The 21,254-nt window shown below is 32.7% G+C and carries 19 protein-coding genes; 1 reads left to right on the forward strand and 18 read right to left on the reverse strand.

The window, feature by feature from the left end:
• Positions 1-100: 100 nt before the first annotated feature.
• Complete coding sequence (locus ACTJIW_RS06955) at positions 101-652, forward strand: ATP-binding protein (RefSeq protein ID WP_440715896.1); 552 nt, start codon at positions 101-103, stop codon at positions 650-652.
• Positions 653-681: 29 nt separating this feature from the next.
• Here the strand turns inward: ACTJIW_RS06955 and ACTJIW_RS06960 are convergent, their stop codons facing one another.
• The 18 genes from ACTJIW_RS06960 to ACTJIW_RS07045 all read right to left on the reverse strand — a co-directional run bounded on the left by ACTJIW_RS06960 (position 682) and on the right by ACTJIW_RS07045 (position 21,194).
• Entirely contained in the window at positions 682-2,505 is a 1,824-nt protein-coding gene (locus tag ACTJIW_RS06960; protein WP_440715897.1) for an alkaline phosphatase, read from the reverse strand.
• Positions 2,506-2,697: 192 nt separating this feature from the next.
• Positions 2,698-4,233 (reverse strand): RagB/SusD family nutrient uptake outer membrane protein, encoded by a 1,536-nt coding sequence (locus ACTJIW_RS06965; protein ID WP_440715898.1) that lies wholly within the window; start codon positions 4,231-4,233, stop codon positions 2,698-2,700.
• Between the two features lie 19 nt (positions 4,234-4,252).
• Entirely contained in the window at positions 4,253-7,639 is a 3,387-nt protein-coding gene (locus ACTJIW_RS06970) for a SusC/RagA family TonB-linked outer membrane protein (RefSeq protein ID WP_440715899.1), read from the reverse strand.
• Between the two features lie 79 nt (positions 7,640-7,718).
• Positions 7,719-8,645, reverse strand: coding sequence for a FecR family protein (locus ACTJIW_RS06975; RefSeq protein ID WP_149207574.1), 927 nt, complete (start codon positions 8,643-8,645; stop codon positions 7,719-7,721).
• Positions 8,646-8,759: 114 nt separating this feature from the next.
• On the reverse strand, positions 8,760-9,317 hold the full coding sequence (locus tag ACTJIW_RS06980) for an RNA polymerase sigma-70 factor (protein ID WP_012025238.1): 558 nt from the start codon (positions 9,315-9,317) through the stop codon (positions 8,760-8,762).
• A gap of 405 nt (positions 9,318-9,722) precedes the next feature.
• The gene (locus ACTJIW_RS06985; RefSeq protein ID WP_149207576.1) at positions 9,723-11,558 is read right to left on the reverse strand and encodes a type VI secretion system baseplate subunit TssF; all 1,836 of its coding nucleotides are present in this window, start codon (positions 11,556-11,558) and stop codon (positions 9,723-9,725) included.
• A complete protein-coding gene (locus ACTJIW_RS06990) occupies positions 11,555-11,908 on the reverse strand; it encodes a hypothetical protein (RefSeq protein ID WP_440715900.1) in 354 nt (117 codons plus the stop codon). The genes ACTJIW_RS06985 and ACTJIW_RS06990 overlap by 4 nt, the downstream gene beginning before the upstream one ends.
• 7 nt (positions 11,909-11,915) lie before the next feature.
• Entirely contained in the window at positions 11,916-12,473 is a 558-nt protein-coding gene (locus ACTJIW_RS06995) for a hypothetical protein (RefSeq protein WP_440715901.1), read from the reverse strand.
• Entirely contained in the window at positions 12,457-12,945 is a 489-nt protein-coding gene (locus ACTJIW_RS07000) for a hypothetical protein (protein WP_440715902.1), read from the reverse strand. The genes ACTJIW_RS06995 and ACTJIW_RS07000 overlap by 17 nt, the downstream gene beginning before the upstream one ends.
• A complete protein-coding gene (locus tag ACTJIW_RS07005) occupies positions 12,946-14,241 on the reverse strand; it encodes a hypothetical protein (protein WP_440715903.1) in 1,296 nt (431 codons plus the stop codon).
• Between the two features lie 93 nt (positions 14,242-14,334).
• On the reverse strand, positions 14,335-14,832 hold the full coding sequence (locus ACTJIW_RS07010; RefSeq protein ID WP_440715904.1) for a hypothetical protein: 498 nt from the start codon (positions 14,830-14,832) through the stop codon (positions 14,335-14,337).
• A gap of 6 nt (positions 14,833-14,838) precedes the next feature.
• Entirely contained in the window at positions 14,839-16,485 is a 1,647-nt protein-coding gene (locus ACTJIW_RS07015) for a DUF3289 family protein (protein WP_440715905.1), read from the reverse strand.
• 3 nt (positions 16,486-16,488) lie between these two features.
• Complete coding sequence (locus ACTJIW_RS07020; RefSeq protein ID WP_440715906.1) at positions 16,489-18,297, reverse strand: type VI secretion system Vgr family protein; 1,809 nt, start codon at positions 18,295-18,297, stop codon at positions 16,489-16,491.
• A gap of 38 nt (positions 18,298-18,335) precedes the next feature.
• On the reverse strand, positions 18,336-18,731 hold the full coding sequence (tssD, locus tag ACTJIW_RS07025; RefSeq protein ID WP_012025246.1) for a type VI secretion system tube protein TssD: 396 nt from the start codon (positions 18,729-18,731) through the stop codon (positions 18,336-18,338).
• 150 nt (positions 18,732-18,881) lie between these two features.
• Positions 18,882-19,268 carry a type VI secretion system tube protein TssD gene (tssD, locus tag ACTJIW_RS07030; protein WP_012025247.1) on the reverse strand — a complete coding sequence of 129 codons (387 nt, stop codon included), beginning with the start codon at positions 19,266-19,268 and terminating at the stop codon, positions 18,882-18,884.
• Between the two features lie 181 nt (positions 19,269-19,449).
• Complete coding sequence (locus ACTJIW_RS07035; protein ID WP_012025248.1) at positions 19,450-19,881, reverse strand: GPW/gp25 family protein; 432 nt, start codon at positions 19,879-19,881, stop codon at positions 19,450-19,452.
• 13 nt (positions 19,882-19,894) lie between these two features.
• Entirely contained in the window at positions 19,895-20,608 is a 714-nt protein-coding gene (locus ACTJIW_RS07040) for a hypothetical protein (RefSeq protein ID WP_440715907.1), read from the reverse strand.
• A gap of 58 nt (positions 20,609-20,666) precedes the next feature.
• The gene (locus ACTJIW_RS07045; protein ID WP_012025250.1) at positions 20,667-21,194 is read right to left on the reverse strand and encodes a hypothetical protein; all 528 of its coding nucleotides are present in this window, start codon (positions 21,192-21,194) and stop codon (positions 20,667-20,669) included.
• Between the last annotated feature and the right edge of the window lie 60 nt (positions 21,195-21,254).

Below are 21,254 nucleotides of genomic sequence, written 5' to 3' on the forward strand. Positions count from 1 at the left end.
ACCGATTTTTGAAGGTATTTTTTTAATACAAAACATGATTTTTTTGACTAAACTGCTTTGAAAAGTTTTGTAATATTGACCCGCTAAATATTTATAAAAAATGAAGATTCATATTTTTGGTGCATCAGGAAGCGGTGTTACCACAACAGGAAATGCATTAGCAGAAAAACTTGCTTATAGATATTTTGACAGTGATGACTATTTCTGGGAAAAATCAGATGTTCCATTTACTGTAAGGAGAAATCCTGAAGAAAGAAATTCTAAAATAAAATCGGATCTTGAAAATTCTGAGAATTGGATTTTGGGCGGTTCTATTTTTCAATGGGGAGAAAATGTTTTTCCTGATTTTGATTTGGTTGTATATTTATGGATTCCGCCGCAAATTAGAATGGAAAGACTGAAAAAAAGAGAATTTGAACGATATGGAAATGTAATTTATACCAATCCTGACCGCATAAAACAGTTTGAAGACTTTATGGAATGGGCTGCAGATTATGATAACAACATCGGAATTGCCAGCAGAAATTTTCAAGCTCATGAAAACTGGTTAAATTCTATTGATTTCCCTGTTTTAAAGATTTCAGGCGATTTAACACTTCAACAGCGAATTGATCTTATTATCGAAAATATAAACAAAAAGCCCCTGCATTAACAAGGGCTTTTTATTTGAAAAATATTGAATTATTTTATTGAAAGCGATTCTAAAATCTTCGTATAAATCGCTGTGTTTTGATACACTCCTGAAAAGTTTTGAGCACCTGCTCCGTAAGCAAAAACCGGAACCGGAACTGCTGTATGATCGTTTGTACTAAAACTTCCGTGAACATAACCTTTTTCGATACTTCCGTCAATTAAAGATAATCCGCCTGTTTCGTGATCTGCTGTTACAATTAAAAGTGTTTCTGGATTATGGTCTACAAATTCCATCGCCTGCCCTACTAGTTTGTCAAAATCAAGCATTTCGCGAACCACATATTCTACATTATTGCTGTGTCCGCCGTAATCGATTTGAGCACCTTCGGCCATAATGAAAAACGGATTCTTTGTTTTAGAAAAAGTATTGACTGTCTTGGCAAATGATTTGGTTAAAAAATCACCTCTTCCGTTTTTCATAGAAACTACTGCTGCATCTTCTAAAACCACAAATCTGCTGTTTTTGATTGTATCCAAAGAACTGAATTTATCAGAGAAAGTATATCCTTTTTCAATCAGGGTTTTAGACAAATCTTTTCCGTCTTTTCTGGCCTTAAACTCTTTTGTTCCGCCTCCAATTAATATATCCGATGGATTACTCAGGAAATCAAAAGCAATTGGTTCACTGTAACTTCTTTCCGGCTGATGTGCATAAAAAGCGGCCGGAGTAGCATCTGTAATATTTCCTGTCGAAATAATAGCGGTTTTGTAATTTTTCTTAGCTAATTGCTGTGTAATTAATTCTAATGGTTTGCCGCTTTCGTCAACGCTGATAAATCTGTTGTTGGTTTTATGCCCTGTTGCCATTGCCGTTGCGCCTGCTGCAGAATCTGTAATATAACTGTCTGATGCCTTGGTTATCGAAAATCCCTGAGTTGGAATATTAAAAAGGCTTAACTGTCCTTTATTCGCTGTGTAACCAGAGTAAATCTGCGTTAAGCCCATTCCGTCTCCAATTAAAAGAATAACATTTTTTGGTTTCTTTTTGGCGAAAGCCAATGTATTTTTAGGAATATACGCTTCATGAAACTCCGTATTTTGATAAAATGTCGATTTGATATTGTTTATGAAATGCGTTAATTCTGCCACATTATCTGTTCCTATAAAATCAACTTTGAGGTTCATTAAAGTCATCCACGTATTTACATTATCCTGAGTAGCCCAAAATCGTATTTTTTTATTCTGATTGTGAACTTTTCTAATCGTTGACTGGATTTTTTCTAAATCGGCTTGTGTTAGAACTCCTTTTCCGTTCCAAACGGTTAATTCATGCAAATCTTCACTGATCATTTCAACTCTTGCTAATTGATCTGTAGTATAGTTTTCATTCAGTCTTCCGTCAAAATAAATAAATTCCGGATAGTCTTTCCATTGTGCAGGGTTTGGTCTGTTTCCTGAAATAACCACTTTTATGTTTTTATTTACTGTAATATCAGGATAAGTTTTTAACTGCTGTGCAATTACTTTTAAAGTCAAATCGGCATCAGATTTAATGTCGATCATTAAAATTAAAGGCTTATTGCCTGGATATGCTTTTGAACCCAGATTCTTTAATTTAGCAGAAAGCGGTTCCAAATACATACTTTTTAATGTATTATGCTGTGCAATTTCTTTTGATGTATGAGCAACAAACAATTCGTTGTTTACTAAAAATACATCGGCCTCAATAACACCAGCTTCGTGAGAATAAGCTCCGTAAAACGGAAGCGCACTGGCATAATCGTTATGAGAATGAATATTTGATGATGTGTATTCCTGCGCCTGCGCGAATACAAAAAGCTGGAGGCAAAAAAGGGTGATTATTTTTTTCATCGAAAATGGGTTTTATTTTTCTAAAGCCGTAGGTAACTTTTAGAAATTAATTCGAAAACATAAACCAGTCCTTTAAAAAAGACTGGTTTTTATGATATTAAATGCTGTCAATATTTTTTTACTGCCTGCAGACTCCACAACAAGTCTGCAGCGTAAAAAAAATAAACAACAAACTAAACTACTTTTGGTTAATTACCAGCCTTGGTTTTGAGTCAAAGCGCCTTTGCTTACTGCAATTTCATCTGGCGGTATTGGCCAAACGTGGTGAATTGCAGGATTGAAATTACGTGCCGGATAAATTACACTTCCATCGTAATGATGCAATGGTTTTGCGTAAGTTTCTTTAGCATCTCCCCATCTCACTAAATCAAAATGACGATCAGTCCACTCACCTGCCAGCTCACATCTTCTTTCTCTTTTTAAATCGGTCATGGTTGCTCCAGAAAGATCTCCAAGACCGGCACGGTGACGAATCATATTGATTTCTGTATCGGCATTTTGTCCTTTCATTAATTTTGCTTCAGCCAGCATTAAAATTACATCGGCATAACGCAAAAGCGGTACGTTTAAAGCTGTTGAAGGTTTGTCTCCGTTGGCATTTACATAACGAATATCAATTCCTCCTGAAGTCGTTTTTGGATAACTAAACGGCTCCATGTATTTTTTAAACTGATAACCTGTTCTGTTACTTGAGCTTACAATATGAGCACCTTCGTTAAAAGTTACTTCTTCTCCAAAATAAACAAACTTATCGCCTTTTTGAAGTATTGTAGCGCTTCTTCTTTTATCAGTTGGATCATAGGTATCAAACAATTCTTTTGTTGGATAAAAATTTCCCCAGCCGTTGTAAACTCCCCAGCCTTTATCTTCTAAACAAACTCCCGGAAAAATAGAACCCAAAGAGGTATTTTCGGCACTTGATGTTACAGACCAGATATATTCAGTTGACCAGTTGTTTTTAATTTTAAATACATCTTCAAAATTATCAAGCAGTTTGTGTTTACCGCTTGCTACAATCATATTGGCATATTTTATAGCATTGTCCCAGTCTTTTGCATACAAATACGTACGAACTAAATAAGCCCATGCGGCAGTTTTATGAGCGCGCCCGTAATTATCTGCTGAAAGTTCATTAAAATAAGGCAGTAAATCAGCAGCTTTAATTAAATCGGCTGCGATATATGCGTAGTTTTCTGCAACGTTTTTAGCACGCGGCACGTAAACGTTTGTTGGGTTTTCTCTGTCCTGAATTGGAATTCCCGCGCGATCGTCTCCATAATGATAAGCCAATTCTAAATGCATTACTGCATGATTGAAATAAGCCTCGCCCAACATTCCGTTTCTTGTTTTTTCATCCAAAGGAATATTTGGAATGTTACGAATAACGTCGTTGCATCGTTTCATGATTTCGTAGTGAATTCTCCAGATATCTTTGGTATCTGATTCTGCACCGTCAACAATAAAGTTTTTAATACGTTCTGCGTTTTGTCTTGGTTTTGTTCCGATGTCATCGCTGGCATTGTTCAGCCAAAAGAAACCACGGCCGTACATATTATCATCAGAATACAAAGCGTAAATAGAATTTACACCAGCCTTTGCGTCTGCCGGAGTTTTCCAGAAATTCCCGCTCGAAGGTGCTCCCTGCGGTACAACATCAAGTTCGCTTTCGCAAGCCGTTGTGCCGACTAAAAGCGTAAAACTCAATAATAAAAGACTTATTTTTTTCATTGTGTGTTGTTTTTATTTTTTAAAAAGTTGCGTTTACACCTGTCATATAAATACGTGAAAGCGGATATCTGCCTAAATCCATTCCAAAGTTTTTAAGTCCTACTTCAGGATCCATTCCAGAATATTTAGTAATTGTAAATAGGTTTTGTCCAGAAATAAAGAATCTTAATTTTGCTTTTCCGTTTAACCAGCTTTCTTTAATTGTATATCCAAGAGAAAGATTTTTTAATCTTAAGAAAGATGCATCTTCAATATACAAATCTGAAATACGCCCGAAGTTGTTATTGTTATCTGTCGATGAGAGAACCGGAACATTTGTATCTCTGTTTGTTGGCGACCAAGCATCTTTAGAATCAGCTAATAAGTTGTACCCTGGGAAAGAAGCGTTTAAACCTGTATGTTTTACAGCATTAAAAACACTGTTTCCTGCAGCACCGCTGAAAAAGATATTCATATCAAAACCTTTGTATCTGAAATTAGCATTTAAGCTGTAAGTTGTTTTTGGAAACGGACTTCCTAATACTTTTCTGTCGCTGTTATTGATTACTCCGTCGCCGTTTTCATCTTTAAATTTGATATCTCCCGCAACTGCGTTTGGCTGATATGCCACACCATCTTTGTTTACATACGCTTTTGCTTCTTCATTACTTTGGAATAAACCGTCAGTTTCATATCCATAGAAAGCACCAACCGGGCTTCCAACCTGATAGATATTAGCTAATGGTAAACTACGAACTCTGCTTAAACCCAGAGGCTCTAATGAATTCAAATCGTCTTTAATGGAAACAATTTTGTTGCTTAAGAATCCGGCATTTGCAGTAACATCATATTTAAATTCTCCGCGGGTTTTCTGGTACGTTAAACTAACCTCAATTCCTTTGTTTTCAACATCTCCAGAGTTAACAATTCTTCCTTGCGGCGTTCCTGAAACTCCCGGTAATTGGTCACGAACCAACATGTCTTTGTTTTTCTTCACATAAGCATCAACAGATCCTACCAAAGTATTATTCAGCATTGTGAAGTCTAAACCGATATTGGTCTGTTCAGAACTTTCCCATTTTAAATTCGGGTTTGATAATTCGCTTTCAGCATAACCATAATTAATTGACGGCACTGCTCCAATTAAAGCCTGAGTCTGCACCAAAGGCACACTAAACTGATAGGGTCCAAGGTTTCCTAAATTTCCTATTTGTCCCCAGCTTGCACGTAATTTTAAATTGCTTACAATTGGGTTTAGACCTTTCATGAATTCTTCTTCAGAAATTAACCATCCTGCCGAAACTGACGGATATACTTTCCAACGGTTATTTTCTAATAATTTTGAAGTTCCGTCACGACGAACAATTCCTGAGATTAAATATTTCTGATTGAAATCGTAATTGATTCTCCCCACATAAGAAGAAATAATTTCATCTGATCTTCCGGCTCCTGTCTGCTGAATTAATTTTGCATTCAATAAATAACGCTGTGATGGATCTTCGTTATCAAAACCAGTTCCTTCAACAGTATAAAAATCTTTTTTAGTTTCCTGATATGTATATCCCGCTAAAGCTTTAAGATTATGTTTTCCAAATGATTTTTCATAAGAAATAGTCTGTTCGCTTAATAAATCCGTAACGGTTAAGTTTTTCAATGTCAACCTATTGAAATCAAATATTTTTCCCGGCTCTGTAACTTTTACCGTAAAATCTGTTGCATTATCCTGAATTCTGGTATATCCCCAGTTAGATTTTACTTTTAAGCCCGGAACAATTTCCCATTCTGCATAAGGGTTAATCAAAATAGTAGAAATTGGATTTTTATTGTCTAATCTTTTCAAATACGCTACCGGATTGATAACGTCTCCATAAGAACCAATATATTTTTCAGGAACTCCTCCAAATTGTCCTGAACCGTCTTCTCTGTAAATAGTTGCGTTTGGCGGATACAAAATTGCCGCTTGAATTGCTCCTGTATACGAACTTGAAGTATTAGCTGTCTGTCCATCTGTTAATGAGTACGAAAGATTCTCACCAATTGTAAAATTAGGTGCCAGTTTAAAAGATGAATTCGCTCTAACTGTATAACGCTCTCCATAAGTATTTAGCAAAATACCTTCATTTTTTCTATAACTTCCAGAAAGAAAGAAATTAGATTTTTCAGTTCTTCCGTTTACAGAAATCGATAAATCGTTTATTTGTCCTGTACGGAAAATTTCATCCATCCAGTTTGTTTTTGTAGTTCTTGCAGTTGGTTCAAATGCGGGATCAAAAGCCGGAATTCTTGGTAATCCTGCGTTATCACGAGCTGTATTCATTGCATCAGCGTATTCTGCTGCATTTAAAACCTCCAGTTTTTTTGCTACATTTTGAAAACCTCCCTGAAAATTGACATCAACATTAATTTTGTCTGAGATTCCTTTTTTCGAAGTAATTAAAATTACCCCTCCAGAAGCTCTTGCCCCGTAAATCGCCGCCGATGCCGCATCTTTTAAAACACTTATCGAAGCAATATCATTTGGGTTAATAGTATTCAATGAACCGCTGTAAATAATTCCGTCTAAAACGATTAGCGGAGTTTCAGCATTTAAAGATCCAATACCACGAATATTGATTGTTGGCGATGCAGTTGGGTCACCACCGTCATTAATAACCGTAACACCCGCAACAGTTCCCTGCAATAATTCGGCTGCACTATTGTAAGTTCTGCTAGAAGTTTCTTTCATAGAAACAGAACCTACAGCTCCCAGAACTTCGTTCTTTTTTACACTTCCATAACCCATTACTACAACTTCCTGAAGCTGTTTCATATCGGCTGGTAATTTTACTGTAATAGTGCTTGTCTGGCTTACTTTTACTTCCTGCGTAACATATCCTACATACGAGAAAACTAAATTAGCTTCAGATGCGTTGATTTCGATTTTAAAAGTTCCGTCGAAATCTGTCGTTCCCGCTGCATTAGAACCTTTATCTTTAATTCCAACACCTGGCAGCGGCATATTATCGTCTCCGCCATAAACGGTTCCGGAAACTATAATTTTGTTTTGATCATCTGCAGAAGCTATTTTCTGTGTTTTTTTGATAACGATATTGTTGCTTACAATTTCATATTTAAGCGAAAAATTACCGCATATTTTGTCTAATGCCTGCTCAAGCGTAACATTAGTAAGTTTTAGACTGATTTTTTGGTTGGTATTAACTTGATTGGATTCGTACATAAAATGTACATTAGCCTGATTTTCAATTTTTTGAAAAACATTCTTTAAACTTTCATTTTCTACTTTTAAAGTTAGTTTTTTATCGAAATCAATGTTTCCGGCGTTTATTAATCCGGTAAAAAACAAAGCAATAAATAAGATTACTTTTGCCAACATAGCTTTTTTAATGCTTTGAAACTTTACGACGTACCGCTTTTGTTTTTCATTCATAGTTTTTTAATTTTAGATTTTAGACTTTGGATTTCAGATTTTCTCACTTTTATTTCTCACTTTTTACTTTTACAAAAACCTATTGTATTTTATACACACCGCCTTCTACTTTGTATTCGGCGTTTACAATATTGCATACCAAAGCCACTACCTGATCTGCAGAGAGTTCTTTGAAATAGGCATTTATTTTGAGTGTGTTTAGGTTCTTGTTTTTAATTTCAATTGCAACGTTATAATTCCGGTTTATAGTTGCAATTACCTCTGGTAAAGGTGTTTCTTCAAAAACCATAATGTTTTTACGCCATAACGAAATGGTGTTTACCGGAATATCCTTAAATGCCTGGAGCTTGTTGTTTTTTGATTTAAAAACCACTTTTTGTCCCGGAGTTACATATACATTTTCTTCTGTTACCGTCGATTTTACATTTACTCTTCCCGTTAAAACCGAAACTTCCTGCGTGGTTTGATCAGGATAAGCCTGAACATTAAAACTTGTTCCCAGAACTTTGGTATCCATTTTATCAGTATGAATTATAAAAGGATGTTTTTTATCTTTGGCTACATCAAAAAAAGCTTCTCCGGTTAAATACACTTCTCTGGTATTGCCTTTAAATTCTTTTGGATATTTTAAAAAGCTTCCTGCATTTAACCATATCTGCGTTCCATCGCTTAAAGTTACTTTTGCGCGTTCGCCTGGTTTTGTTGCATAATGTTTAGTTTCTACAACTGCTAATGTTGATTGGTAAAAAAACATTGACAACCCAATTAATGCAATTAAAGAGGCCGCAACGGTCCAGTTTTTATAATCAAGATTAAAAACTCTAGTATTGGTTTTCTTGATTTGTTTTAATTCTTTTTTTAGTTTGGAATGATCTGATTGTATCATTTCTATATTCTCCGGAAATTCATTAGTACGATCGTACCATTTATTCCACATTTCTTGTCCTTTTGGAGAATATTTCCCGTCTAAAAAATGTTTTATTTCTTCTTGTAATTTGTCAGGCATTATAATTTCTTTATGTCTTTAATAGTATGTCTTGGAAATTGAAATTTTGGGTAGGCGCGTCAGGTTACGCTTGTGTTAAGAAAAATTGACTGGATTAGAGTCCGAGAATTTGTATCAATTAAATTCACCTAAATAAGTCCGCATAAATTTCAATGCATAGGTTATATGATACTTTACTGTTTCGATGGAGACGTTTAGTTCTTCGGCAATTTCTTTATTAGAATAATGTTTAATGCGACTTAGAATAAAAACCTCTTTTGCTTTTTTGGGAAGTAAGTCTGCAGCTTTGTCAACCGCATCCTGAAGCTCTTCATAGTAAATAGAGTCTTCTGTAGTATTGGTATAAGTTTGAGTAACGGTATTTCTGTCCAGAACTTCCTGTATGTACTGATCTGTAACAGAATGCGATTTTATGTAATCTAAAGTTTTGTAACGTACCGAAGTATAAATGTATGCCATAAAACTTTTTTGAATTAGAATTGTCGTGCGTCGTTCCCAAATTGTGGTAAAAACTTCCTGAACAATTTCTTCTGATATTGGAACCGATTTCATTCTTGCATAAACAAACCGAACCAGTAAATCTCTATATCGAAAGTACAATTCATCAAATGCTTTGTCTTTGCCTTTTTTTAATAATTCGACAAGTTGTTCGTCTGTATATCCTTTATACATAATACTTCTCTTTTGAATTATTGATGAGCAAAAAAATAGGGGCTGAAAAACTTGTGCGGAGGGTTTTCTTACGGTGTTTTTTAATTTTAAAGAATGACATATACAACAGTAGTTTGTTTAATAATATGTCTCCAAAATTAGAAATGAGGGTAGGTCAGCAAGGTTACGTTTACATTAATAAAACACCTCTTAAATGAAACATTATATTAACATATCATAAAAAGTAAAGCACCAAATAACAGTGCCTTGATTTTATATTGACAACAAGGAAATAGGGATTTTTTATTATGAAGATAATTCTTGTTTAAATAAAATTGTGACGGGATTTCTTTCGATGAAAAAAATATTGAGAAAGTATATTAAAGAAAATAACAAAAAAACGCTTCTCAATGAGAAGCGTTTTTTTTAATTTACAAATATTCGATAAGGAAACACATTTGAGGATCTGTTTTTGAGCTGTTTCATAAAACTATCACATAAATAATCCCATTCTGTTTCTGATAAATAATCTTTTTCAACAGGGTTTACCTGCAGATGAATATCTACTGTACGGCTGAAACCAGCTTTTACAGAGATTTCTTTTCGTGTACCTTTTTCGATTCTAATGTCTGTTATACAACTTTTGAAATGATTAAATCCAAATGCTTTTATATCAGCAAATGTTACAATTCGGCCGCGTGTCAGCAAAGCATTTCTGTACGCTAAAATACGGTCTTTGTTATTCTGTTTGTTCATACCGCCAACAGTATTTGTAATCAGCACCGACTCTTTGCTTACAAAAAGCATGTCATCTTTGGCCTCTAAAACTGTTCCTGCTTTTATATCATTTCCTTCTTCGGCACATGTTGACCAGTAATGTATAGAAAATGATTTCCCTATAGATTCATCAAACTTTGGCTTAATCATTAAATAAGGATCATTATTTTTAGAAAAGCTGCTTTCTCTTGCCTGCTGTTCTACAGAAGCTAAGAGCTGATTGATTTCGACTAAAGAGCTGTTCATAAAATCTTTACCTAAACCAGCAAAAGAAGAACTTTCGTCTTTTAGTAAGTCTAATACATTTTGAAGCAATTCTGATGCGCTTCTGGAATCGAATCTGGAAACTCCGCCTGTTCGTAATACTGCATTCCCTTCTTCAATTACACCATCTTTAAATTCTTTTATCTCATAATGATTATTGAATCCATCGATAACAGTGTCAACATCAAGATAAATATTGTTATCTGTTTCTAATGCAATATAAGATAAGAAGTTACCAAGTGTTTTATTTATAATATGTTTCTTTTTGTTGATTACCGGAAAGCAATTTGCTGTAAAAGAAACGTTGTCTAATATTTGTGGAATCAGCGATTCTGGGAAAATCATTTTTACCCAAATAATAGGATTGTCATTTCTGTTAGTTACAGCTTCAAAATATTTATATTCTTCGCTGTATTCATTAATAGATTTGTGCTTTAAAGAACCTTTCAGGGTATAGAAATTATCAAAATAGAATTCATTCACCTCCTGCATAATTTCACTCAAATGGGTGTAATTACGGTTGATAATATTCTCAATATCTATATTGTTTACAGGAACATTATAGCCTTCTTCTACTGTAATCTGCACATCATCCTGAAAGCATTTCATTTGCTTTAAATAGTAATGAAACATCTCTTTCTGATGTGTATTTTTAATGTCGATATACAACATTAAATCTTCTATCTCTTCAACTTTCGGATTCGTTAATTCAATTCCTAAGAACACAACACCTGAAGGCAGTGAATGTTTGTAATCTCGTATGGCATCTTTATAAAAAAGATTCGAAATTTCGAACAAATTGCGTTCATAAGCTACATATTTTATTTCTGCCGAAGACAGCTTTACTTCTAACGTTGGCGATAAAGCGATCTCTTTAGTAATTGGTGCTAAAGGATTGTAAATATTATGAATTCTTCGACTTGCCGACATTTGGTTCTGCAATGAAACTTTCATACCATTCTCTATTGGTAAAGCATGTAAAATGGCTCTTGCAGGTTTTACTCCTGCCGTAACTTCAGGAAACATAATTTCCAGAACTCTTTCTACAACTCTTGTTTTAGAGTCTTCGAGTTCATGGGCTACTTTTTCTAATTCGTAAGACAATGCATTAAGCATCATTGATACAACAGGATCAAATGATGTTTCCATCTCAACATCAGAAAAGCCCCATGATCTAGCCGCTCTTTTTAGCACTCTGTCTTTTATTCGATCTTGTCTCATTTTTTTATTCTTTGCATATACAATGTGTCAGATTCTTTTCTAATAAATCTATACTTTAAATTTTCGCCATGTTGTGACCAAACTGTAACAATAGTATCAGTTTTATAACCATCACAAATAAAAATTAAGTCCCCTATAGACTCTAAATTATTTTCAATCTTAAAATATCCTTTTTCATTACTAAATGTAGATTTGAAATTCTGACTGAAATTTTCCTTAACAAATACTCGGTTTATTGGTTTTCTTGAAGTTTCATCATACACGTATCCACTATAACATTTTTGTAATTTGCTGCAATTTATCAGCATCATTAAAACTGGCAGTAGTATATATTTTTGATTCTGTTTCAATCAGCAACTATTTAATTATTAATTCCCATTCGTCAGCTTTGTATTTTTCTTGTACTTTTTCAATTTTTGGTTCTGATTTTGATTCTTTATAAAATAATTCTTCATCATAACTTTTAATTACCTTAAATACTGAATCTTTGACTGTAACTTTAAAATTTATTGGAAATCGAACAAATGTATTATTGTAAACTGGCAGGAAAATGCTGTTCTTTTCGTTTGGCTTTAATAGTATAGAATCTGTTTTATTATAAAAATCAACAATTTTTAAATTTTTATTTTTTATCTCATCTTTAGTGTATTCGAAATTGACAATTACATACACTTTTTTATTAAACTGATTATTAAACAAAATTGTTTTAAAGTTTTGCACTTGATATTCATTCACCTGCTGAATATCTTCTCTTTTATCAGTCGATGAATTCCAAAGTATTGCTAATAAAATAATATATATAATCGCTATAATGATTACAATCCAAATAAATAATGAACCAGCCGGGGATATTTTTTTATAACCTTCACTGCCCGCTTTTAAAAATTTCTTATAAAAACTACTCCAGAAAAACATTTATAGTATCGAAATTCTCAGAACTATCTTCAAAATCTTTGTTAAAAGGAATACCCTTATAATAAAGATTACAATAATATTCGCCTCTATTCTTTCCTGCATTGATTTTTGATGCAGTATTTTTAAAATCAAAAAATTTGTATTTCTTATCTCCTTCTGTTTCAATTATGAGAGTATCCGATTTTAAAATTTTAGATTCGATGTAATATTTACTATCTGAATCTTTAATTCTTTTATATTCTACTTTCTTAGTTTTTCCATCTTTGCCAATTAAGATTATTTGAAAGTTTTTTACCATTTTCGTTTTACTTATATTTCTATAAAAAGAAATATAAATTCTTCCGCCATCTGCAATAAATTGAGATGAATTACAACGATTACTATTTGTATAATCTTGTATTTTAAAAAAACAGTAGCGAAAAACAAAAAAAACAATAATAACACCTAATAAAATTGATACTATTTTTTTCATTTATTTACATTTAATATAACCATTATAATTATTCATAAAATGGGAAGAAGATATTACTTTTTTTAAATATCGAGAAGCTCCGTTTGGATTTGTTCCCCATGTATAAACTTTAAAATCTATTTCGTCTTGCTTCGGAGTAAAAAAACCAGGAATATAATTCCATGTTATTGGAGATTCTAAAACTACCCAATGTAAGTCTAGTGCTGAAACGTCCCACACATCACTAATTAGATCAGAATCTATCATTAAAATTAATTTATAACCTGCATTAAATTGCTCATTGATATCATCAATTTTCTTTTGAATATCGAAAGTTGTATAAGCCAAAGGTTTTACCGGATTGTAAATTCCTTTTGAATATACATCTTTGTAGCCAAGAAATTTTTCGGATAATTTAGTCATTAAAGGAGGCCAATTAATAGCCTGAAATTCCTCATCTCCTCCCTTATATTTAGGATTATCTGTATTTCTAGTTGAAGCCATAGTTATGTAGTCGACTGCCGGCATATTTGATGTTTTCATAGGAAAACCTGATTTATTAACCATTTTCTCTAAAATCTCAGTATCAGGTTTCACTGTGAAATTGTTTACTGAGGAAATACCTGTTCTAAAAAGTTCTTTGGCAAATTTTTTATATTGTGCTGGCTGTTCCTTTGCAAACAAATAAAAAATACATGCCATTCCACATAAAGATGTACCTGCCTGGTCTATTTTCCAAGGTTGATTATTATCAGTTCTATCCTTTATTTCTTCTTCGACCTGCATTCTGTCAAACCATCTAAATCTGTTATGTTTCCATACTTTCAGTTCAGCCTCAGTTTTATGATCTTTAACATAAGCACGGATATATATAAAACGTCCACACATATCCTCTTCATTCATAGTGATTTTTAAACTCTCTCCCTTTTGTGATAATGGAATTTCTTTCCATGAATTATCTGCTAAACTATGATATCTTAACATCCATTTTATATCAAATTTATTCTTGGGAGAATCCTTGACATAACTTTTAACTTTAAAATGATATGCTTTGCCAAAAATCATTCCATCCTGAAATGTACCTGTTTTATCATTTGCAGAACCTTGATCTAATTTAGTTATTAGTTCAATTTCTTTAACAGCTTCATTTACTTCTTTTACAGGTGCATCTTTCGGATCTCCGTACTTAATTCCTGTGTCACTCGTCTCGGTTACAGCCTGACCAGAATTATATACAATATTACCTTCAGAATAAATATTGTGATCACCTCCGGTAGTTTTTGTTATAGTACCTCCAACTAATCTTATTCTGCTCATAATGGATCTGTCTGAAATTTTAATTCAATTAATTTAATATTTACTTTGGGGAGATTTAATTATTTTAAAAGTGATTAAAACTCATGGACGATTTTACTTTTTATCATTCTTACAATTGTATAAAATAGTATCTTTTACATTTCTTTGCATATCAAAATACGAAATTTTGGCTGTCCAATCTTTGTCATTTCCGCATTTATCAATCGTAATTTCTCCAATACCATTTTTTGAATAGTAATCTTGTAAAACCTGACTTGTTAGTCCGCCTGGATCATCTGCATTTTCAATGAAATAGGATGTAGAATTATTTTTCTCGTAAAGAAAAACAGTAAATGAATAAGCATCTTTGTTTATAGCAGCATCTTTCAAATTTTGATTTTTATATTTAATAAGCATATCTAGTATTTCTTTATCTCCATGAGGAGCATTCTCTACTAAAATGCTTTTATAAATAAATTTTTCTCCTTCGCGATCTCCTCTGTCAAAAAAACCTTCTCCGCTGTGTTTTTCTAAATTTACAAACGTAACTTTCTTCTCCTGGCAAGAAGATAAAAATGCTGTTATGATTATTAAAAAAAATAGTTTTTTCATTCTTTTTTAAAATTTTGGCCCCCTCATCATTTTTGCTCTTTCTTCCTCTGCCCATTTTTGTGCTTTTACGCGTTCTTCAGATTTCCTTTTGTCTGTTCTTTCTTTTTTACCTTCCTTTATATTACCAGAAAATGTTCTTTCAAAAGTCATTTTAGTGATAAAAGGCTTGTATCCTCTTAAATGCTGTAAAACAAACCATGTTACAAAAGTTTCTCCAACACTTGGTATAATATTAAAAACTTTTTCCATATCGGGTAAATCAAGTCCAAAATGATCCCATAGAGTTACTTGATATTTTCCTGTATAGTTGTCTTTATCAAATTTTAATTCTTGTAAAAGTACTTCTGCAGCCCAAATATCATTTAAAGCAATAGTTAAACCACCTGTTACATTACTTAAATTGTCATAAGAATACATTGGTTTAGTAAAATACTCTTTATTCTTCGTTTTTCGATTTCTCGTTATGGTTTCAGGACTTCCGAAATAAGGTTTAGCATCTTCTGCTTTTTTCAAATCAGCGACATTTTGCTTTAACTGTTCTGCAATATAATCCTCAACATTCATACAATATTTTTTTGTATTCGGATTATCACTTACATATTTAGTTAATATTCTATCTTCATAAACACCACCTTCATTTTTTTTGAATTTAGCAATCATACGCTCAATATTTCCTTGTAACTCGCCAGAAGCAAAATATAAAGTTGCTGTCTGCTCAAAATCCCAAAACAAACTCTCTGTAGAAAGTTTATCAAATAACCGTACATCTAAACCTGTTGAAATTTCCGGAATTAATTTCTTTATAATTGGAATATTAACTTTGTAACTAGTCTTATAGCATTCCTCTTTGCTGTATTTGGCTTTATTTTCGACATTGTCCTGATGTGAAAAAGAGGCATGCTTTTGATTATCAAAACCTCCCTCTTCATACTCTTTTTTAAATTTTTCAAGGACATCATTAGAATATACTTCTCCAATATGCTTTACACCTTTTCCGTAGGTCATATCGTCAGCAATCTTTGAGCCATCACTGTTTAATCCCGGCATTTTGTAGCGGTCAATGACTATGGAACCTACTTCCAGATAATTTTTCCTGTCTGCTGGATATTGAACATTTTCACTTTTATAACTGCAGCGAAAATAAAGTTCTAAACATTTATCCTGTTCTTCAGCAATTAATGATCCTAAACCTGTTAAGTTTATTTCTTGTACTATTTTATTATCTGTTACTTTGGCAACAAGAACTTGTTTTTTTGATTTTGTATTAATTAATTTAATCGCATCATCTTTATCTTTCCTGCCATCTTTATTTGGACCTTCTTCTTTTTCATGATTGTCTTCATCAAACAAGGATAAAAATACTGCATTACCATTAGGGATTTCTTTAGTTTTTAAATGAAAAAAAACTATCATACCTGGTACTGCTCTTTTTATTTTTTTCTGTCCTTCTCTATCCAAAGCCCACCAGCCGTCAACGAAATGTAATTTTGAAACAGATGGAGAACTTTTAGGTTCTCCGTAAGTAATCCCTGCATCACTTGTTTCGGTAACAACTTTACCAGAATTATACACAATATTACCATCAGAATATATATTGTGATCGCCGCCTGTAGTTTTTGTTATAGTACCTCCAACTAATCTAACCCTGCTCATACATTAGTAAGATTTAGATTTTTCGGCGCTGTTAATTTGCATTTCTTTTTTAGAGTGTTTATTTATCCCTCCTTCACTGCTTGTATCAATTCCTTTAACTCCAACTTCCTGCCTTTCTTTAGCCGTATGAGATTCAAGATTTCCTTCGATGTTTTCCATAAAGTTTCCTGTAACATTAAGCATATGATCACCTCCAACAGTAGTATTAAGCATCATACCTACAATGCTCATTTTGTCGGCTCCGGCACTTTCTGTAATATTCATTCCTGCATTAGCAGTAATATTTTGAGAAGCATTAAAATTGATATTTTGTGCGTTTAGATTAATGGTGTTGTTTGCTGTAATAGTTATGTTGCCTCCAACAGTATCTAATAGTATCTCATTACCATTTTTATCAGCAATTAAGATGCTCTCATCTTCTGTGAATTTTATTACATGACCACTTCTCGTATGAATCGCTTTAATATTATTCTGTGCATCTGCATAACCACTTGAATCTTGTCCGTTATACTGCGCACCAATTACATAAGGATTCTGCACGTTATTGCCTTCAAAACCAATTAAAACTTCTTCTCCAATTTCAGGAACAAAATAAAATCCTTTTCCTGAACCAGAATAAGGCTGCACCATTCTTATCCAATCTGTAACTGCTGTACCGCTTGCACCATAAAACTCTACTCTTACACGTCCTAATCCTTCAGGATCATTATTATCTTTTACTTGTGCTGGCTGTGTTTCTGCTTTGCCATAAACAAATACATTTGTATAGTGTGGTGCTGACACATCTGCAGGAATTGCTTTAAACTCACAAGAATAATTTCCATGCACCTGAGAATGATGTACAACTTCAATAGCAATTAATTCATGTGCTACTGTTTGGTTTACTATTGTAAATACCTGTCCAAGACCAATTGGAAAATAAGAAATACCGCTGTAATAAACACTGTTGGCATCACTGCCCGCAGTCTGCAGTTTTATCATTTCATCAAGTTCGTCTTTGTTTGTGGCATTTGCGGTATAAGCCCCATTATTTAAATCAGAATTTGCTACAGTTCCCTGATTATAACCTACAATAGCGGCAAAGCTGTCTTTACTACCTGATGAAGTCTTAGGTGCTGACTCACGAAAAGTTGCTACATTTTTATAATCATAACCGTTCAGCGAAATTTTATGTGAAGCCATATTAGCTTGTATCTTAAAGCTGTGTAATGAAGCTCCATTTATAAGCTTGGTCTGGCTGCTTTTTGTCTGTCCGAACTGCATACGCATTCCGTCAAAATAAAACCATTGTCCATAACGTGCTGCTATTCTTTTTAAAAATTCAAAACTAGTTTCGTTATATTGTAAAAGATTTTTAAATTCTTTAAGATAAGTCGATTTAATAGAATCTCTTTGATAAAATTCTCCCGGTCCTTCAGCAAAAATCCCCAATACGATATCATCCATACTGCGGTCTTTAAATGTTCTTGATTTTTTCATATCATCAATAACAATACTGTGGCTTACACCAGAAACGTGTAATCCTGCCGGGCTTCCATCAACATCAATCGATGAAAGTTCAGTAATTATACCTTTGCTCATTAATCTGATCCCGGTAAGACTTTTAAAAGTAAAAATTACTTCGTCTCCAAGATAGCTTCTAAGAGCCTTAGCCTGATCTGCCGGGTTAATTACGGCTTTACCTGTATATTGCCAAACAAAAGAAAAATGATGATGATCGGCCATTTTTTGAGATAGCTTTAAATCATAATAAACAACGTTTTGGGTAAAACTTCCTATAGTTATATGTACTTGTTCTGAAAAATGTGCCATAATGATGTCCTTGGGGTTTTTAATTAGCTTTTAAACAATTAATCTAAAGCAATCCAATTGTTTGAGAATTTAGCGTCGCCAAAAGTCAATTCTTTTGCTACTAGCTCCATAGTAATTCTCATTGGTATTTCGGTAGTGCTTGTAAACTGTTCATCATAACCGACACAAAATGCCTTAGTAAACGTAAGTTCTTTCATTTTACTTAAAGCATCTCTTCTGTAAAAAACAATTTTTCCGTCTTTGGTTAAATCACCATTTAACATCCATGATAAAAAATGGCTATTCTGACTTGCTTCAATAATCATTCTTATAACCCCGCCTTTTGCATTACCGGTAGGTTTACTTGTTGTATCAATTTCTTGTTTAAAACCAATATTAAATTCAAGAACATTATATTCTTCTCCGTCTATATGTAATTTAGATAAAAAACTCATTTGTAGATTTGTTTAGATGATTAATTTAGGAAGTGCGAAAATCCAGTGCTTTACGAATTGAAGACCGGATATTTCAAAATAGAAAACAAAAAAGGAAGTCCAGTTATCGGACTCCCTTTTGTTTAATTAAGATTGATAAAGTCCAAAGGATTATACCCAAGCATTATCAAATTCTCCTCCACCCATCGAAATTTTACGAGCAGAAATCATAAAAGTTTCAGTTAATGGATTTTCACTGTTATGATCAAAGTTTTCTTTGTACTTAACCATGTAAGCCTCTGTAAACTTTAGCTCTTTTAAAGTAGCATTTGAATCACGTTTGATGAATTTTACTGACCCGTCTTTTCTTTCGAAATTGTTAGTCATCCATTCAAATAATTCAGTACTTCCAGTTGATTCAACTTCGATCATGATTCTTCCTCCGCGTGTTACCGTAGATGGACGCCCAGAAGCATCTGTTTCTTGAGCTAAATCATAACTTACGTTTAATACTTTGTAATCTTTTCCTGCTACTGTTAATGATGTTAAAAACGACATAATGAAAAATTTTTAATTATTAATTTATTTATTTATGCTGTAAATATATAAATAAAATCTTATTATAATAATTTATTTAATAAAATTTTATTTACAATATATAAGAATCAAATTATCAAGTATTTAACAAATTAAAAACTGTGATTTTCAAATAAAATGATATAAAAATATTACTAAAAATCTATTTATATGATAAAGGCCCAACGAAAAAATAGCCTCTAAAATCAAAATCTCTGTTTGTACTTTTAATAGTGGCTTCAATTATAATATCAACTTTCTTTTTAGCTCTGCTCACATCATCAACCAGATACATTGTTTCAGATAATTCTACCTTCAGTTCATTTACTTTTATTCTTTTTTCATGAAAAAGAAGCGATTGTTTCATTGTTTTTGAAATGATTTCTTTGAGGGTATTTTCATTCATCAGCAAATCAAAATCAATCTCCCAGATTTTTGAGCCAAACGTTTCATCAAACTTACATTCTCCAAATGTGGTTGTAGCCAATAAAATAATCTGCTGTGCGATAGAGTGTTCTATTGATGTTTTTTCCAGCTCCTTTTTTTGCATGACGCTGTTAAAGTCTATAGGCAGTTTGTAAAATGCTCCTTTCATATTTTGGTATTTATTAAATATAAATCAATCTGTCTGTACGTCCCTTTTTATCGGTTTCCATTTCTTTTGAAACCTGTTTGCGCTTAATGATATGCAGTTTTACCGAAGGCGTAAGTTTTAGAAATTTCTCTCTGTATAATATGTCGCCTATGAAACGCTGTCCCTTTTTTTCATCTACAATTACAAAATAGCTGATTCCTTTTTCTACTTTCAGCGTATTTATATCACCAGCAAAAATTTGAATGTTTTGTTCGTCTTTTTGAAAGCTGTAAGTGAGTTCATCTTTATTTAATTTCCTATATCTGGAAATGTCATAGGTTTCCATTTCTTCTTTTAGGGGTTCAAACGGAATGTTTTCAAAAAGAAAGTTTTTAGGTGCTAAAAATTTCAGACCAAAAAAACTCCACAATCCTTTTTTCTTTGTCTGCTGTTTATAGAAAAAAGTATCACGGGTTACTTTATAAATTTCTTTTTCGTTTGTTTTATCATCTGTAACAATCATTTGATAAGTCGGCACTTCAATTTCGGCAGGAATTTCGGCACCTTCAAAATGAGTTTTCAAATACACAGATCCAATCTGCTGTTCAGAGATAATGATATTAATACTGTGTTTTTTTAGCGCAGAATCTGTTTTTACAATCACTTTTCCTTCTCCGCTTCCTGCATAAAAAACAGAACCGTCGTTATCTGTAAGTCCTAATGAAAGGTTTAGTTCCGGAAATGGCATATTTTGATTTTTTTGATATTATACTTGAGAGTTGTTTGAGTTTCTTTCGACTAAAAAATTATCTTTTTTTCCTCACTTTATAGAGTTTTAAACAGTGCAGATAAAACTTTATATTTTGATTATCAACTTCTGTCGGGCTAAATTCATAGTCCTTCTTTAATGTGAAAAATTTTATGGTATTGATATTATTTGACATTAATTTTTTTATGTCTCTTCGCGTAAGTTCAAGGGCTGCGATTCCATCACAATTTACCTTAAAAGTATTTTTAAGAATATACATTTCTCCATTTTTAAAATAGAGTTCCAACGGCTGTTCTTGTTTTACACAGACATTATCTGTGAAAATTTTAAAATATAAATAAATACTGCCTCTTCTTTTTCCTAACTGAAAAACAGCATATTCATAATCTTCATTATAAACACGAAGTAAAATTGGTGCCGCACTTGCAAATAACTTTCCTGAAAGCAATAAATCGTTTTGCGTTATAGGGCAGCTTAAAGTATCAATTTGATTTACTTTTTGTGCTTTAATCGAATTTGAAATTGAAAACAAACCGACTAAAAGTAAAATTTTAAGTACGTTCATGAATTTGAATTATTTGGTTTGATCATTCAAAAGATCAATGTTTTGTTTAAAAAAGGAAAC

Origin of the sequence: Flavobacterium sp. 22659 (assembly GCF_052044235.1) — a bacterium.
GTDB lineage: Bacteria > Bacteroidota > Bacteroidia > Flavobacteriales > Flavobacteriaceae > Flavobacterium > Flavobacterium johnsoniae.